Annotated in this window: 14 protein-coding genes and 1 pseudogene; 9 read left to right on the top strand and 6 right to left on the bottom strand. The window is 58.7% G+C overall.

From position 1 onward, the window contains the following. Nucleotides 1–64 precede the first annotated feature (64 nt). Together prpB and HU754_RS10410 are read right to left on the bottom strand one after the other, a co-directional pair. The gene (gene prpB / locus HU754_RS10415; protein WP_093431754.1) at nt 65–958 is read right to left on the bottom strand and encodes a methylisocitrate lyase; all 894 of its coding nucleotides are present in this window, start codon (nt 956–958) and stop codon (nt 65–67) included. Further along, nucleotides 955–1,677 (bottom strand): GntR family transcriptional regulator, encoded by a 723-nt coding sequence (locus HU754_RS10410; RefSeq protein WP_172828118.1) that lies wholly within the window; start codon nt 1,675–1,677, stop codon nt 955–957. The genes prpB and HU754_RS10410 overlap by 4 nt, the downstream gene beginning before the upstream one ends. 357 nt (nt 1,678–2,034) lie before the next feature. On the opposite strand from HU754_RS10410, the gene rloA reads away from it, so the two are divergent. From rloA to HU754_RS10395, 3 genes are read left to right on the top strand one after another with little or no spacing between them, the layout of a single operon-like run. Further along, complete coding sequence (gene rloA / locus HU754_RS10405) at nt 2,035–2,571, top strand: retropepsin-like aspartic peptidase RloA (RefSeq protein WP_053116866.1); 537 nt, start codon at nt 2,035–2,037, stop codon at nt 2,569–2,571. A gap of 5 nt (nt 2,572–2,576) precedes the next feature. Continuing rightward, nucleotides 2,577–4,112, top strand: coding sequence for an osmotic stress tolerance membrane protein RloB (gene rloB, locus HU754_RS10400; protein ID WP_093431750.1), 1,536 nt, complete (start codon nt 2,577–2,579; stop codon nt 4,110–4,112). Next, nucleotides 4,112–5,098, top strand: coding sequence for an alpha-L-glutamate ligase-like protein (locus HU754_RS10395; protein ID WP_093431747.1), 987 nt, complete (start codon nt 4,112–4,114; stop codon nt 5,096–5,098). Before rloB ends, HU754_RS10395 begins: the two co-directional genes overlap by 1 nt. 106 nt (nt 5,099–5,204) lie before the next feature. On the opposite strand, the gene HU754_RS10390 is transcribed toward HU754_RS10395, so the two are convergent. Beyond that, the gene (locus HU754_RS10390) at nt 5,205–5,756 is read right to left on the bottom strand and encodes a hypothetical protein (RefSeq protein ID WP_217827616.1); all 552 of its coding nucleotides are present in this window, start codon (nt 5,754–5,756) and stop codon (nt 5,205–5,207) included. A gap of 199 nt (nt 5,757–5,955) precedes the next feature. On the opposite strand from HU754_RS10390, the pseudogene HU754_RS10385 reads away from it, so the two are divergent. Beyond that, a pseudogene (locus tag HU754_RS10385) lies at nt 5,956–7,099 on the top strand (integrase core domain-containing protein). Between the two features lie 137 nt (nt 7,100–7,236). Continuing rightward, nucleotides 7,237–8,580, top strand: coding sequence for an aminodeoxychorismate synthase component I (gene pabB, locus HU754_RS10380; protein ID WP_186625679.1), 1,344 nt, complete (start codon nt 7,237–7,239; stop codon nt 8,578–8,580). A gap of 86 nt (nt 8,581–8,666) precedes the next feature. On the opposite strand, the gene thrH is transcribed toward pabB, so the two are convergent. After that, nucleotides 8,667–9,284, bottom strand: a complete 618-nt coding sequence (gene thrH, locus HU754_RS10375) for a bifunctional phosphoserine phosphatase/homoserine phosphotransferase ThrH (protein WP_007916444.1) — start codon at nt 9,282–9,284, stop codon at nt 8,667–8,669. Nucleotides 9,285–9,449: 165 nt separating this feature from the next. Between thrH and HU754_RS10370 the strand changes: the two genes are divergently transcribed. The 3 genes from HU754_RS10370 to HU754_RS10360 all read left to right on the top strand — a co-directional run bounded on the left by HU754_RS10370 (nt 9,450) and on the right by HU754_RS10360 (nt 13,086). Further along, nucleotides 9,450–10,184, top strand: coding sequence for a phosphoadenylyl-sulfate reductase (locus tag HU754_RS10370; RefSeq protein ID WP_093431738.1), 735 nt, complete (start codon nt 9,450–9,452; stop codon nt 10,182–10,184). Nucleotides 10,185–10,763: 579 nt separating this feature from the next. Further along, nucleotides 10,764–12,302: an NCS1 family nucleobase:cation symporter-1 gene (locus tag HU754_RS10365; RefSeq protein ID WP_099758447.1), complete on the top strand. Its 1,539-nt coding sequence runs from the start codon at nt 10,764–10,766 to the stop codon at nt 12,300–12,302. Nucleotides 12,303–12,357: 55 nt separating this feature from the next. Continuing rightward, entirely contained in the window at nt 12,358–13,086 is a 729-nt protein-coding gene (locus HU754_RS10360) for an aspartate/glutamate racemase family protein (protein WP_186625681.1), read from the top strand. Nucleotides 13,087–13,205: 119 nt separating this feature from the next. Here HU754_RS10360 and HU754_RS10355 read toward each other — a convergent pair whose 3' ends face one another. Continuing rightward, on the bottom strand, nt 13,206–14,129 hold the full coding sequence (locus tag HU754_RS10355; protein ID WP_186625683.1) for a LysR family transcriptional regulator: 924 nt from the start codon (nt 14,127–14,129) through the stop codon (nt 13,206–13,208). A 126-nt stretch (nt 14,130–14,255) separates the two neighbouring features. Between HU754_RS10355 and HU754_RS10350 the strand changes: the two genes are divergently transcribed. After that, on the top strand, nt 14,256–15,002 hold the full coding sequence (locus HU754_RS10350; RefSeq protein WP_186625685.1) for a 3-oxoacyl-ACP reductase family protein: 747 nt from the start codon (nt 14,256–14,258) through the stop codon (nt 15,000–15,002). A 73-nt stretch (nt 15,003–15,075) separates the two neighbouring features. Here HU754_RS10350 and HU754_RS10345 read toward each other — a convergent pair whose 3' ends face one another. Further along, on the bottom strand, nt 15,076–15,771 hold the full coding sequence (locus tag HU754_RS10345) for an HAD-IA family hydrolase (protein ID WP_186625687.1): 696 nt from the start codon (nt 15,769–15,771) through the stop codon (nt 15,076–15,078). Between the last annotated feature and the right edge of the window lie 25 nt (nt 15,772–15,796).

Here is a 15,796-nt window from a genome sequence, read left to right as displayed (position 1 = left end):
GTCAGGGACACCGCGTTATCGTTGGCGTCCTTCGCGAGCAGGCTCGCTCCCACAGGGGTCTTGTTCAGCCTTTCTTTTGTGCAAACAACGCATCGAGCTTCTGCTCGAAGGTGTGGTAGTCGATGCGATCGTAAAGCTCCATGCGAGTCTGCATGGTGTCGATGACATTCTGCTGCGTGCCATCGCGGCGGATCGCGGTGTAAACGTTTTCTGCTGCCTTGTTCATCGCGCGGAACGCCGACAGCGGATACAGCACCAGCGACACATCGGCGCCAGCCAGTTGCTCGGTGGTGTACAGCGGCGTCGCGCCGAACTCGGTGATATTGGCCAGAATCGGCGCTTTCACACGGTTGGCGAACAGCTTGTACATTTCCAGTTCAGTGATGGCTTCCGGGAAGATCATGTCGGCACCGGCCTCGATGCATGCGGCTGCGCGATCGAGTGCCGACTCCAGACCTTCCACCGCCAGTGCATCGGTTCGCGCCATGATCACAAAGCTGTCATCGGTACGCGCATCCACCGCAGCCTTGATGCGATCAACCATTTCCTGCTGGCTGACGATCTCTTTATTAGGACGGTGGCCACAACGCTTGGCGCCAACCTGGTCCTCGATGTGAATCGCCGCAGCGCCGAACTTGATCATCGACTTGACCGTGCGCGCCACATTGAACGCCGACGAGCCGAAACCGGTGTCCACATCGACCAGCAGCGGCAGATCGCAGACGTCGGTGATGCGCCGCACGTCAGTCAGCACGTCGTCCAGGCCGGTGATGCCCAGATCCGGCACGCCGAGGGAACCTGCGGCCACGCCGCCACCGGACAGGTAGATCGCCTTGAAACCGGCGCGCTTGGCCAGCAGCGCGTGGTTGGCGTTGATCGCGCCGACCACTTGCAATGGATGCTCGCTGGCGACCGCATCGCGGAAACGCTGGCCTGGAGTGTTCAGGTTGGAACTCATGACTCACCTCGTTCAGTGGCTGTCTTGTTGTGGGCGCCGTCCTGGTAATGACGGGCGATGTTGCGTTTCGAAGCGCCGATGTGACGGCGCATCAACAATTCCGCGAGTTCGCCGTCACGGTCGGCGATGGCATCGAGAATCCGGTGGTGTTCGGCAAAGGCCTGGCGCGGGCGGTTCGGCGTGGTCGAGAACTGGATGCGGTACATGCGCACCAGTTGATACAGCTCGCCGCAGAGCATCTGCGTCAGTGTGCGGTTGCCGCTGCCCTGGATGATCCGGTAGTGGAAGTCGAAATCGCCTTCCTGCTGGTAATAGCCAACGCCGGCCTGAAACGCCGCGTCGCGCTCGTGGGTTTCCAGCACCCGGCGCAGCTCGTCGATTTCTTCGACGCTCATGCGTTCGGCCGCCAGACGGCAGGCCATGCCTTCGAGGGATTCGCGAATTTCGTAGAGTTCAAGCAATTCGGCATGGCTGAGCGACACCACCCGTGCACCGACGTGCGGTACGCGCACCAGCAGGCGCTGGCCTTCGAGCCGATGAATCGCCTCACGCAACGGCCCGCGACTGATGCCGTAGGTGCGCGCCAGCTCCGGCTCGGAGATCTTGCTGCCCGGGGCGATCTCACCTTTGACGATGGCCGCTTGAATGCGCCGGAAGACGTTTTCCGAGAGCGTCTCGGAATCGTCGCCGCTGATGACCGGGGGATCGAGTTGATCCAGCATGATTGTCGACACCTTTAAATCCAATGCGGCAAAAACTAGCCAATTCGCCCGCATCAGTCAAAGGATAAATAGGTATTGTCGACAATCGTCTAATAACCTTAAAAGATCGCAGCCTTCGGCAGCTCCTACAGGGCGCACGCAAATCCAATGTAGGAGCTGCCGAAGGCTGCGATCTTCTGATCTTTTATAGACCGGCCCAAGCGCTGGCGCCATAAACCCACCGTGCTAGAATGCCGCCCGCATTTGCTGGCCATTTGTACGGCTTGTCATAAAAAGCTGCCAGGCACACGAAGGGCCTTGCGCAAGTTTTGCCAAGGACCTGAACCGAAAACGGAACGCTGCGCACCAGGATTTATGAGACTCAAGCCTTTTCCCACATTCTTTGCCCTGTTTTGCCTGCCCGGCCTCGCCGCCGCGGGGGAAAAAACCGTGTACGGCCTCAACGAATACGCTTCGCTTGACGGCATCAACCTGGAAGTTGCGGCCAAACTCGACACCGGTGCGAAAACCGCATCGCTGAGTGCCCGCGACATCAAACGCTTTAAACGCAACGGTGAGTCCTGGGTACGTTTCTACCTGGCCATCGACGCCGCGCATTCGCACCCGATCGAACGGCCGCTGGCGCGGGTCAGCAAGATCAAGCGCCGCGCCGGCGATTACGACCCGGAGGAAGGCAAGAAGTACACCGCCCGTCCGGTGATCGAGCTGGATATCTGCATGGGCACGGCGATGCGCAGCATCGAAGTGAACCTGACCGACCGAAGTGCGTTCCAATATCCGCTTTTGATTGGCTCCGAAGCGCTGAAACGCTTTGATGCGCTGGTCGATCCAAGCCTTAAATACGCTGCCGGCAAACCCGCCTGCACCATCGCCGCTCATACCGCCGAGTAATTTCCATGCGTTCTCTAACCTTCCACCTGAAAATCCTGATCACCATTCTGGTGCTCCTGGGCGTTTCGGTTACGGCCTATCAGATTTTCGTGCTCGGCATCCCGGTGACCGAAGACGCCACCGACGACTTGTGGAACATCGACGCCAAGGTCGAGTTCGTCGCCAGCACCAAGGATCCGGTGAAGATCCAGATGTTCGTGCCACCGTTGAGCCGCGATTACGTCAGCCTCAATGAAAGCTTTATCTCCAATAACTACGGTGTCGCCGTCAACCGCGTCGACGGCAACCGCAAGGTCACCTGGTCGGCGCGCCGGGCCAAGGGCAACCAGACACTTTATTACCGTCTGGTGCTGACCAAGCGTTACACCGCCGAAAAATCCAAGATCAAAGGCCCGACCTTCCGCGACAGCATCGCCATCGAAGGTCCTGAAAAAATCGCCGCCGAAGCCCTGCTCGCGCCGATCCGCCAGCATTCCGCCGACGTCGAAACCTTTATTGGCGAGGCGATCAAACGCGTCAACAACGTCAACGACGACAACGTGAAACTGCTGCTGGCCGGCGATCCGTCGACGCCGCACAAAGCCAAAATCGTTGAACTGCTGCTGTCCATCGCCCACGTGCCGGTGGAAAAAGTCCACACCATCCGCCTCGTCGCCGACCAGCCGCAAACCCCGGAACTGTGGCTGCGCAGCTTCAACGGCAACGACTGGCTGTACTTCAACCCGGAAACCGGCGAGCAGGGCCTGCCGACCGACCGCCTGCTTTGGTGGACCGGCGATGAAAACCTGATCACCGTCGATGGCGGCAAAAAGGCCAACGTGACCTTCAGCCTGAACAACAGCGAGATGAATGCGATTCGTCTGGCCAAGCTGACGGACGAAAACACCGACGCCAACTTCCTCGAATACTCGCTGTACGGCTTGCCGCTGCAGACGCAGCAGACGTTCATGATCATGGTGATGATCCCGATCGGCGTGCTGGTGATCCTGATTCTGCGCAACCTGATCGGCCTGCAGACACTCGGCACGTTCACCCCGGTGCTGATCGCCCTCGCCTTCCGTGAAACGCAACTGGGCTTCGGCATTCTGTTGTTTACCGTGATCACGGCGCTGGGTTTGTCATTACGCTCGTATCTGGAACACCTGAAGCTGCAAATGCTGCCGCGACTCTCGGTGGTGTTGACCTTTGTTGTGGTGCTGATCGCAGCGATCAGCCTGTTCAGCCACAAACTTGGCCTGGAACGCGGGCTGTCGGTGGCGCTGTTCCCGATGGTGATTCTGACCATGACCATCGAACGTCTGTCGATCACCTGGGAAGAACGCGGCGCCAGCCATGCGATGAAAGTCGCGATCGGCACGCTGTTCGCGGCGTCACTCGCGCACCTGATCATGACCGTGCCAGAGCTGGTCTACTTCGTGTTCACCTTCCCGGCGATCCTGCTGATTCTGGTCGGCTTCATGTTGGCGATGGGTCGTTATCGCGGCTACCGCCTGACCGAGCTGGTGCGCTTCAAGGCTTTCCTGAAGAAGGCTGACGCCTGATGTTCGGTTTCTGGAAGACCTGGAAGGCCCTGGAGGCGCGGGGCATCATGGGCATCAATCGGCGTAACGCCGACTACGTGCTCAAGTACAACAAGCGCAGCCTGTACCCGATTGTCGATGACAAGATCATCACCAAGGAGCGCGCCATCGAGGCCGGCATTCACGTGCCGGAGCTGTACGGCGTGATCTCCACCGAGAAGGAAATCGACAAGCTCGACGAGATCATCGGCGGGCGCAACGACTTCGTGATCAAACCGGCCCAAGGCGCTGGCGGTGACGGCATCATCGTGATTGCCGACCGCTTCGAGGGCCGCTATCGCACGGTGTCAGGCAAGATCCTCGCTCATGAAGAGCTGGAGCATCACATCTCGAGCATCCTCACTGGCCTGTATTCGCTGGGCGGCCACCGTGATCGCGCGCTGATCGAATACCGCGTGACCCCGGATCAGATCTTCAAAAGCATCAGCTACGAAGGCGTGCCGGACATCCGCATCATCGTGCTGATGGGCTACCCGGTGATGGCCATGCTGCGCTTGCCGACCCGGCAGTCCGGCGGCAAGGCCAACCTGCACCAGGGCGCCATCGGTGTCGGTGTTGACCTGGCCACGGGCCTGACGTTGCGCGGCACCTGGCTGAACAACATCATCGCCAAACACCCTGACACCACCAACGCGGTGGACGGCGTGCAACTGCCCTACTGGGACGGTTTCATGAAACTTGCCGCCGGCTGCTATGAGCTGTGTGGATTGGGTTATATCGGTGTTGATATGGTGCTTGATCAGGAGAAAGGTCCACTGATTCTCGAGCTGAATGCGCGGCCTGGGCTGAATATTCAGATTGCTAACGACTGTGGGCTGACGTTGCGTACCCATGCGGTTGAAGCGCGGCTGGAAGAGCTGAAGGCGCGTGGGGTGACGGAATCGGTTGAAGAGCGGGTGGCGTTTACGCAGGAGATGTTCGGGCATATTCCTGCTGTGGAAGGCTAAAAGCTGAAAAACAAAAAGCCCCTCACCCTAGCCCTCTCCCAAAGGGAGAGGGGACTGACCGAGGTGGATGTTCGAGGTACGCCGACCTGAACGTCTTGAGTCGAACTCAGGCATTGAAAAGCATGATGATCGGCTCCCTTTCCCCTCGCCAGCTTGAGATATCGAGCCGAACTCGGATCTTGAAAAGCATGAAGACCTGCTCCCTTTCCCCCTCGCCAGCTTGAGATATCGAGCCGAACTCGGATCTTGAAAAGCATGAAGATCTGCTCCCTTTCCCCCTCGCCAGCTTGAGATATCGAGCCGAACTCGGATCTTGAAAAGCATGAAGATCTGCTCCCTTTCCCCCTCGCCAGCTTGAGATATCGAGCCGAACTCGGGTCTTGAAAAGCATGAAGATCGGCTCCCTTTCCCCTCGCCAGCTTGAGATATCGAGCCGAACTCGGATCTTGAAAAGCATGAAGTTCTGCTCCCTTTCCCCCTCGCCAGCTTGAGATATCGAGCCGAACTCGGATCTTGAAAAGCATGAAGATCTGCTCCCTTTCCCCCTCGCCAGCTTGAGATATCGAGCCGAACTCGGATCTTGAAAAGCATGAAGATCTGCTCCCTTTCCCCCTCGCCAGCTTGAGATATCGAGCCGAACTCGGGTCTTGAAAAGCATGAAGATCGGCTCCCTTTCCCCCTCGCCAGCTTGAGATATCGAGCCGAACTCGGATCTTGAAAAGCATGAAGATCTGCTCCCTTTCCCCCTCGCCCCCTTGGGGGAGAGGGTTGGGGTGGGTAAAGACCGGGTACATCCTTTACGTTTGAGACCGGGGACATGGTTTACAGGTATCAATCATGGTCAGGAGGTGCTGACCATGCCCTGGAAACAAGAGTCCCCAATGGATCAACGAGTGAAGTTAATTAGCGATTGGCTCAGCGGCAGCTACACCAAAAGCCAATTAAGCCGGCGGTATGGCGTCAGTCGTCCAACCATCGACAAGTGGCTGGAACGGTATGCAGCGTTGGGCGTGGATGGCTTGAAAGAGCAGTCGCGTAAGCCGCTGAATTGCCCTCACCAAACTTCCGATGAAATCATCGCCAAGTTGCTGGCCAAGAAAAACGAACATCCCGATCGGGGACCCAAGCAGATCATTGGTCGCCTGCGCGATTCCGATCCGCATATCAATGGCCGGCGGCGAGTACCGCCGGGGAGTGGTTGAAGAAAGCTGGTTTGGTGGTGGCACGACGGCCCTATCCCCCCGTCCCCGTGCTCCAACACATTTACGTCCGGTCGACGCGCCCAACCAGACTTGGTGTGCTGATTACAAAGGGCAGTTCAAAATGCAGGACGGTAATTGGTGCTATCCGCTGACCATTACCGATCAGATGAGCCGCTTTTTATTCGTCTGTCGCGCTTTGCCCAGTACGCACGGAGCGCCGACGCGGGAAGGCTTCGAGTGGGCTTTTCGAGAATATGGGCTGCCGGATGTGATCCGCACTGATAATGGCGCTCCTTTTGCGTCGACAGGTCTGGCGCGACTTTCGAAGTTATCGGTTTGGTTCATCAGGCTCGGAATCCATGTCGAAACGATTACACCTGGCCGTCCCGACCAAAATGGTCGACATGAACGGATGCATCGAACGCTAAAGGCAGCAGTGCCACCGGCGGAAAACCTGGTGCGCCAGCAGCTGGCTTTTCAGGATTTCATCCAAGACTTCAACCACCACCGACCGCACACCGCGCTGGGCATGAAACCGCCGGCATCTGTCTATCGCCCGTCGATACGCGCTTATCCCGGTTACTTGCCTGCGCTTGAATACGGTTCCGATGTTGAAGTACGTAAGGTTCGGTCAAATGGGGAAATTAAATGGAAAGGACAGCTGATTTTTCTAGGAGAGGCTCTAATTGGAGAGGACATCGCGTTGAAGGAAGTGGCTGATGACGCTTGGGAACTGTACCTTTGCAGCCACTGTTTAGGCAGGCTTGAAAGAGGCGCCAAACGCGTTTCAAGCCTGTAAAGGTGTAAACGATGTCCCCGGTCTAATTTGTAAAGGATGTACCGGTCTCTACAGTGAGGGGGAGGCTTTTGACTTTGATCTGGCATCGGAGAGGACTACAATCCCCACCCCGCCTCAACGGCCGATCTGCCCCGCCCATGTTGACCTGTTCCGTACACCCGCTGCCCTACCATGCCAATCCCGCCGACTACTTCGCGGCCATCCGCAACGCGCCCGGCGCCGTGCTGCTCGACAGTGGCCGGCCGAGTGCCGACCGTGGTCGTTATGACCTGCTCAGCGCCTGGCCGCTGGAACATCTGGCGGTGTTGCCCGACGAAAGCGGCGGCGTATTCCTACAACGCCTGCGGGATAATCTGACCCGTCTGGGCAAGGCTGATTTGCCAACGGGTTTCGACCTGCCATTCGCTGGCGGTTTGATCGGCTACCTGAGCTACGATTTCGGTCGGCATCTGGAAAACCTGCCGAGCCAGGCGCTGGATGATCTGCAAATGCCGGATGCCCGCTTTGGCCTGTACGCCTGGGCACTGATCAGCGATCACCAGACGGCCAGCAGCCAATTGGTCTTTCACCCGACAGTGCTCGATAGCGAGAAACAGCGGCTGATCGCGCTGTTCAGCCAGCCGCTTGTCGAGTCGATGGCGCCGTTCAAACTGAACCAGCCAATGACCGCCGACCTCTCGGCCGACAATTATCGTCAGGCCTTCGAGCGCATCCAGCATTACATTCAGGCCGGCGACTGCTATCAGGTCAACTTCGCTCAGCGCTTTCGCGCTTCATGCCAAGGCGATCCGTGGCTGGCTTATTGCGCATTGCGCGAAGCCTGCCCGACGCCGTTCTCCGGTTTCCAGAGCCTGCCCGACGGCGGCGCCGTGCTGAGCATGTCACCAGAGCGCTTTGTCAAAGTCAGCCAGCGCCAGGTGGAAACCCGCCCGATCAAAGGCACCCGTCCGCGTGGCCTGACCCCGGCCGAAGATGCCGCGAACGCCGCCGAACTGCTGACCAGCCCCAAGGATCGTGCGGAAAACCTGATGATCGTCGACCTGCTGCGCAACGACCTCGGGCGCACCTGCCGCATCGGTTCGGTGCGGGTGCCGGAGCTGTTCAGCCTGGAAAGCTATCCGAACGTGCATCACCTGGTCAGCAGCGTCACCGGTGAGCTGGCGGATGATCGTGACGCACTGGATTTGATTGCCGGCAGCTTCCCCGGTGGCTCGATTACCGGCGCGCCGAAGATTCGCGCGATGCAAATCATCGATGAGCTGGAACCGACGCGGCGTGGGTTGTATTGCGGCTCGTTGCTGTATCTGGACGTGCGCGGCGAGATGGACAGTTCCATCGCGATTCGCAGTCTGTTGGTCAAGGATGGGCAGGTGTGCTGCTGGGGCGGTGGCGGAATTGTGGCCGATTCGGATTGGCAGGCTGAATATCAGGAGTCGATTACCAAAGTGAAGGTTCTGCTGGAAACCCTGCAAAACCTCTAAAAGCTTCGCGAGCAGGCTCGCTCCCACAGGGGAATGCATTCCAAGTGTGGGAGCGAGCCTGCTCGCGAAGGGGCCCTTCCAGACGACTACAAACTCAGGTCGCGATTTGAGGCTTTGAGGAATTCCTGCTTCAACTCGGCAAAGGTATGCACCGCAGGAAACTGCGGGAACTCACGAATCACATTCTCCGGCGCATGAAACAGAATCCCCGCATCAGCCTCGCCCAGCATCGTCGTGTCGTTATACGAATCCCCCGCCGCAATCACCCGGTAATACAGGCTCTTGAACGCCAGTACCGACTGGCGCTTGGGATCTTTCTGGCGCAACTGATAGCTGGTCACCCGCCCGGTTTCGTCAGTAATCAGGCGATGGCAAAGCAACGTCGGAAAGCCCAGCTGCCGCATCAGCGGCTGCGAGAACTCGTAAAACGTATCCGACAGAATCACCACTTGAAAGCGTTCGCGCAGCCAGTTGACGAACTCCACCGCGCCGTCCAGCGGCTTCAGTGTGGCGATCACTTCCTGAATGTCCGACAGCTTCAAGCCGTGCTCATCGAGGATGCGCAGGCGCTGCTTCATCAGCACGTCGTAATCGGGAATGTCCCGGGTGGTGGCCTTGAGGGATTCGATTCCGGTTTTTTCGGCGAAGGCGATCCAGATTTCCGGCACCAACACCCCTTCAAGATCCAGGCAAGCAATTTCCACAAGACACTCCCGTTTGTATTGATTATTTGAGTCGAGCGAGGCCGAACTCTAGCGGCTCACATGCAGACGCGCAACGCACAGCACGCCCCCGAGCCGTGCAGCTTTTTGTTACCATCAGCGCCATATAGAGCGCCCAGCGCCACCGACCTGTAGGAAGCCGCCCTGATGAGTGCAACGTTCGACGTCGTGGAACTCGCCACGACCTATGCCAACAAATCCGCGCAAGACATCCTCAAACTCGCGTTCGCCGAGTTCGGCGATGACTTGTGGATATCTTTCAGCGGCGCCGAGGATGTGGTGCTGGTGGACATGGCCTGGAAGCTCAACAAGAACGTCAAGGTGTTCAGCCTCGACACCGGCCGTCTGCACCCGGAGACCTACCGCTTCATCGATCAGGTGCGCGAGCACTACAAGATCGACATCGAACTGGTGTCGCCGGACTACACGAAACTCGAACCGTTCGTGAAGGAAAAAGGCCTGTTCAGTTTCTATAAGGACGGCCACGGCGAATGCTGCGGTATCCGCAAGATCGAGCCGCTGCGCCGCAAATTGTCCACCGTCAAAGCCTGGGCCACCGGCCAGCGCCGCGACCAGAGCCCGGGCACTCGTAGTGCCGTAGCGGTGATGGAAATCGATACCGCGTTCTCCACCCCCGAGCGCACCCTGTACAAGTTCAACCCGTTGGCGCAGATGACCAGCGAAGAGATCTGGGGTTACATCCGCATGCTCGAGTTGCCGTACAACAGCCTGCATGAGCGCGGCTTTATCAGTATCGGCTGCGAACCGTGCACCCGCCCTGTCCTGCCGAATCAGCACGAGCGCGAAGGCCGCTGGTGGTGGGAAGAGGCGACGCAGAAAGAGTGCGGGTTGCATGCCGGGAATATCATCAGCAAGGCGTAACTCCCTGCCGCGCTGATTTCCCCCCTTGTAGGAGTGAGCCTGCTCGCGAAAGCGGTGTCTCAGTCGATAATTTTTTGGCTGATACACCGCTATCGCGAGCAGGCTCACTCCTACAGGGGTTTGTAGCGAATCAATAAATGTGTACACATGAATGTCACCATCGGTGCCATTTATGTGTGCACTTTTTTGTTTAAGCGCCCTGAAAAGTTACATCCCTGCCAAAAATCCCTCGCCTCCGCCCGCCATCAAAATCCCCCGCCAAAAATAAATACCTGTTCAACCGGTCAATTTTTAGCCAATTATTTTCAGACACTTAGCGCACATCGATAACTTTTCGAAATGAGCACGGCTGCACATAGATCAACGACTGGCACAAATCTGGCTTAGGTGCATACATGTTTTGTATACAAAACTGCAAAACATAAAACCACTTTCGATCCGCAAGCCTGAAGCGCCCTATCCCGTACAGGCTGCAGATGCCCCGTAACCAGCGATGCTTTCACTGCCGCGACGAAGATTTGTCGAGCCTGACGGCTCATGCACAGTCATCGCGGCCCTGAACATCAGGAGCCTGCCGGAATGCGTACAAGTCTCTCCAACAACATCGCGCTGAATCTGCCCGCCGCTGCTCTCGACCAACCGTTACCCCATGACGGTCTGGCCGAGCCGTTACAACTCAGTCCGCGTCTGCACAACAGCGATCTGGCGCCAACCAAGGCCGAAGGTCGACGCTGGGGCAAATACAGCATCTTTGCCCTGTGGACCAACGATGTGCACAACATCGCCAACTACTCGTTCGCCATCGGTCTGTACGCCTTGGGCCTGGGGGGCTGGCAGATTCTGCTGTCGCTGGGGATCGGCGCGGCGCTGGTGTATTTCTTCATGAACCTGTCCGGTTACATGGGACAAAAAACCGGGGTGCCGTTTCCAGTGATCAGCCGGATCAGTTTCGGCATCCACGGCGCGCAAATTCCTGCACTGATCCGCGCGGTTATCGCCATCGCCTGGTTCGGCATTCAGACGTATCTGGCGTCAGTGGTATTTCGCGTATTGCTCACTGCAGTCCATCCCGGATTCGCCGAATACGACCACGATTCGATTCTTGGTCTGTCGTCGCTGGGTTGGGTGTGCTTCGTGGCGATCTGGTTCGTGCAACTGGCGATCCTCGCCTACGGCATGGAAATGGTCCGCCGTTACGAAGCGTTTGCCGGGCCAGTGATTCTGCTGACCGTTGCCGCCCTCGCCGCGTGGATGTACTTCCAGGCCAACGCGACCATCGCCTGGTCGATCCGCGAGCCACTGACCGGTGGCGAGATGTGGCGCAACATTTTTGCCGGCGGCGCACTGTGGCTGGCGATCTACGGCACGTTGATTCTGAATTTCTGCGACTTCGCCCGCTCATCGCCGTGCCGCAAGACCATCAAAGTAGGAAACTTCTGGGGTTTGCCGGTGAATATTCTGGTGTTCGCCGCGATTACCGTGCTGCTCTGCGGTGCGCAATTTCAGATCAACGGCCGGATCATCGAGAGCCCGACCGAGATCATCGCCTCGATTCCCAACACCTTCTTCCTGGTGCTCGGTTGCCTGGCATTCCTGATTGTCACCGTGGCGGTGAACATCATGGCCAACTTCGTCGCCCCGGCATTCGTGCTGAGCAACCTGGCGCCGAAGTACCTGACCTTCCGCCGCGCCGGACTGATCAGCGCGACCATCGCCGTGTTGATCCTGCCGTGGAATCTCTACAACAGCCCGCTGGTGATCGTGTACTTCCTGTCTGGCCTCGGCGCCCTGCTCGGCCCGTTGTACGGCGTGATCATGGTCGACTACTGGCTGATCCGCAAAGGCCGGATCAACGTGCCGCAGCTCTACAGCGAAGATCCCGACGGCGCTTATTACTACAGCCGTGGGGTGAATTTCCGTGCGGTGGCGGCGTTTATTCCTGCGGCACTGATCGCCATCGTCCTGGCGCTCGTGCCGGGTTTCCACAGCGTCTCCCCGTTCTCCTGGCTGATCGGCGCCGGGATCGCCGGAATGCTCTACCTGATCATCGCCAAACGCCAGCCGCACTACGCCGACATCAGCGGCGAATCGATCGCTGTCGACAACGTCTGCCATTAACTCCCTCGTGGCCCGGACTTCGGGCCGCAGAACTGCCCGCTATAAGGATTTCCCCATGCGTATTCTCGTGGTCAACGTCAACACCACCGAATCCATCACCGAGGCCATTGCCCGCTCGGCGCAGGCTGTCGCCTCGCCCGGTACCGAAATCGTCGGTTTGACGCCGTACTTCGGTGCCGACTCGATTGAAGGCAATTACGAAAGCTATCTGGCGGCCATCGCGGTGATGGATCGGGTGATGGCCTACGACCAGCCGTTCGATGCCGTGATTCAGGCCGGCTACGGCGAGCACGGTCGCGAAGGTCTGCAGGAATTGCTCAACGTGCCAGTGGTGGATATCACCGATGCGGCCGCGAGCACGGCGATGTTTCTCGGCCACGCCTATTCGGTGGTGACAACGCTGGATCGCACCGTACCGCTGATCGAAGATCGGCTGAAACTCTCCGGCCTGTGGGATCGTTGTGCATCGGTACGGGCCAGTGGTCTGGCCGTTCTGGAACTGGAACACGAGCCACAGCGTGCCTTGGAAGCCATCGTGCATCAGGCAGAACTGGCGGTGACGCAGGACAAAGCCGAGGTGATCTGCCTGGGTTGCGGCGGCATGGCCGGGCTGGATGAACAGATTCGTCGGCGCACTGGCGTGCCGGTGGTGGATGGCGTCACGGCGGCGGTAACGATTGCGGAATCGCTGGTGCGCTTGCGCTTGTCGACGTCGAAAGTGCGAACGTATGCAACACCCCGACCGAAGAACATCATTGGCTGGCCGGGGCGGTTTGCCCGCTAGGCTCATCATCGGAAACCGAGTCGCCCCATTCGCGAGCAAGCTCGCTCCCACAGGGGAAATGCATTCCAAATGTGGGAGCGAGCCCGCTCGCGAAGACTGCAACTCGGTATCAAGGTTGCTCAAATCGCACTAAAGCGCCGCGCCAATCCCTGTTCCGCAAACTGTTCAATCACATAATCGACAAACGCCCGCGTCTTGCCCGGCAACAATTTGTGTTCGGCGTAATAGATGGAGATGTTGCCATCATCGACGAACCAGTCCGGCAACACCCGCTGCAACGTACCCGCCTGCAGATACCCCACCGCAAACGGCATGCTCACCAGTGCAATCCCCAGGCCCTGCGCTGCTGTCGCACACGCGGCTTCGGAATCGCTCATGGTCATCCTGGCCTTGAGCATCAACGGACTGTGCTGCTGATCGCGGTGCGTCAATTGCCATGAACGCACACGCCCGGTTTGCGGTGAGCGAATCAGAATGCCGTCGTGCTGCTTGAGATCGTCCGGATGAGTGATCGCAGGATTGCCGTTCAGATAATCCTGCGAAGCGACCAACACCCGATGCGCTGGCGTCAATCTGCGCGCTACCACACCTTGTGGCAGCTCAAAGCCGCCGCCAATCGCCGCATCAAAGCCCTGCCCGATCAGATCGACCTGACGATTATCGAAATGCCAGTCCGGATTGATCGCCGGGAAGCGCCGCAGAAACTCGCCGAGCAACGGCACTATATAAAGGCGCCCGAACACCGTGCCCATGCTGACTTTCAAGGTGCCGATCGGCTGCCCTTCGGCGCTGGCCAGATTGGCCACGGCATTCTGGATCGTGGTCAGACTGGCACTGACTTCACTCAAAAACAGCTGCCCCGCCTCGGTCAGCGTCAGACTGCGGGTGCTGCGCTGAAACAGCCGCACACCCAGCCGCGCCTCAAGCTTTGCGACACTTTTGCCAACCGCTGCCGGGGTCAGGCTCAAGCGCCGCGCCGCCTCGGCAAAGCTACCGACCTCAGCACTACGGACAAAGCATTCGATACTGCTGAAGGTTTCCATGGCCGCCACTATAAACTTTTGGTTTACACAGACTATAGCAATCAGGGTCTACACGGTTGTGGATCAGAGGCCGATACTCGGCTCCAACAACAAGGCATCCCGCCTTGAATAGTCTGGAGATCGAACATGACCACTCAACACCTCGGCGGCAAAGTCGCTCTGATTCAAGGCGGTTCCCGTGGTATCGGCGCTGCCATCGTCAAACGCCTGGCCGCTGAAGGCGCTGCAGTAGCCTTCACTTACGTCAGCTCCACCGCCAAAGCCGAAGAGTTACAGAACAGCATCACCGCCAACGGCGGCAAAGCCCTGGCGATCAAGGCCGACAGCGCCGACGCCGCAGCGATCCGCCACGCGGTCAGCGCCACGGTCGAAGCCTTTGGCCGACTCGACATCCTGGTCAACAACGCTGGTGTGCTGGCTGTCGCTCCGCTGGAAGATTTCACCCTGGAAGATTTCGACCAGACCCTGGCCATCAACGTGCGCAGCGTATTCATCGCCTCGCAAGAAGCCGCCAAGCACATGGGCGAAGGTTCGCGCATCATCAACATCGGCAGCACCAACGCCGACCGCATGCCCTTCGCCGGTGGCGGTGTGTACGCCATGAGCAAATCGGCGCTGGTCGGTTTGACCAAAGGTCTGGCCCGCGACCTCGGCCCGCGCGGCATCACCATCAACAACGTCCAGCCTGGCCCGGTCGACACCGACATGAACCCGGCGCACGGTGACTTTGCCGAAAGCCTCATTCCGTTGATGGCCGTCGGTCGTTACGGTAAAGCCGAAGAAATCGCCAGTTTCGTCGCCTATCTGGCGGGCCCGGAAGCCGGTTACATCACCGGTGCCAGCCTGACCATCGACGGTGGTTTCGGCGCCTGATTTTCCGAGTCGCCTGAACGAAAAACGCCGCTCCTCTTTTTACAGAGGGGCGGCGTTTTTTTGTCTCAGATGTTTACACCCATTCCAGCGCTGGCAAACCACAGGCACTTGGCGTGAACGCTTTCAAACTCCGAAGAATCCCGTCAGCGTGTGCGTACTTTTCATCGGCCATGGCGGCATCGGGGATGGCGATGGCCGTCATGCCTGCGGCTTTCGCTGCGGTCACGCCAAACGGCGAATCCTCGAACACCAGGCAGTCCTCAGGTGCCACACCCAGACGGCGGGCAGCGGTCAGGAAGATATCCGGTGCCGGTTTCGCCGCGCCGACTTCCGGATCGTCCGCCGTGACAACGAAGTCGAACAGCGCGAACCAGTCGCGGTGCAGCGTGGTTTTTTGTCCGAACGATTGCCGCGACGAACTGGTGCCGACGGCGATGGGGATGTTGTGCGCCTTGAGGTGGCGAATCAGCTCCTCGGCACCCGGCATCGCTTGCGCCGTGGGAAAACGCTCGCGCATCAATGGTTCGCGGATCACCAGAAACTCTTCGGCGGTGATCGGCAGATCCAGTGCCTGCACCACGTAATTGGCCAGATCGTTGGCTCCACGACCAATGATGTTCTGTTTGACGCTCCAGTCGAAGGTACGCCCGTAGCGCTGGGCAATCAGCGAAGTGACTTCGGTGTAAATGCCCTCGGTGTCCAGCAGCAAACCGTCCATATCGAAAATCACGGCCTTGATCGGGCCGAACGCCTTCAGCGGTGCATTCATCATCGGATCCGTTAACAAAGACATC

The sequence above is a fragment of the Pseudomonas zeae genome (assembly GCF_014268485.2).
Classification (GTDB): domain Bacteria; phylum Pseudomonadota; class Gammaproteobacteria; order Pseudomonadales; family Pseudomonadaceae; genus Aquipseudomonas; species Aquipseudomonas neuropathica.
This window is presented reverse-complemented; position numbering and strand designations above follow the sequence as displayed.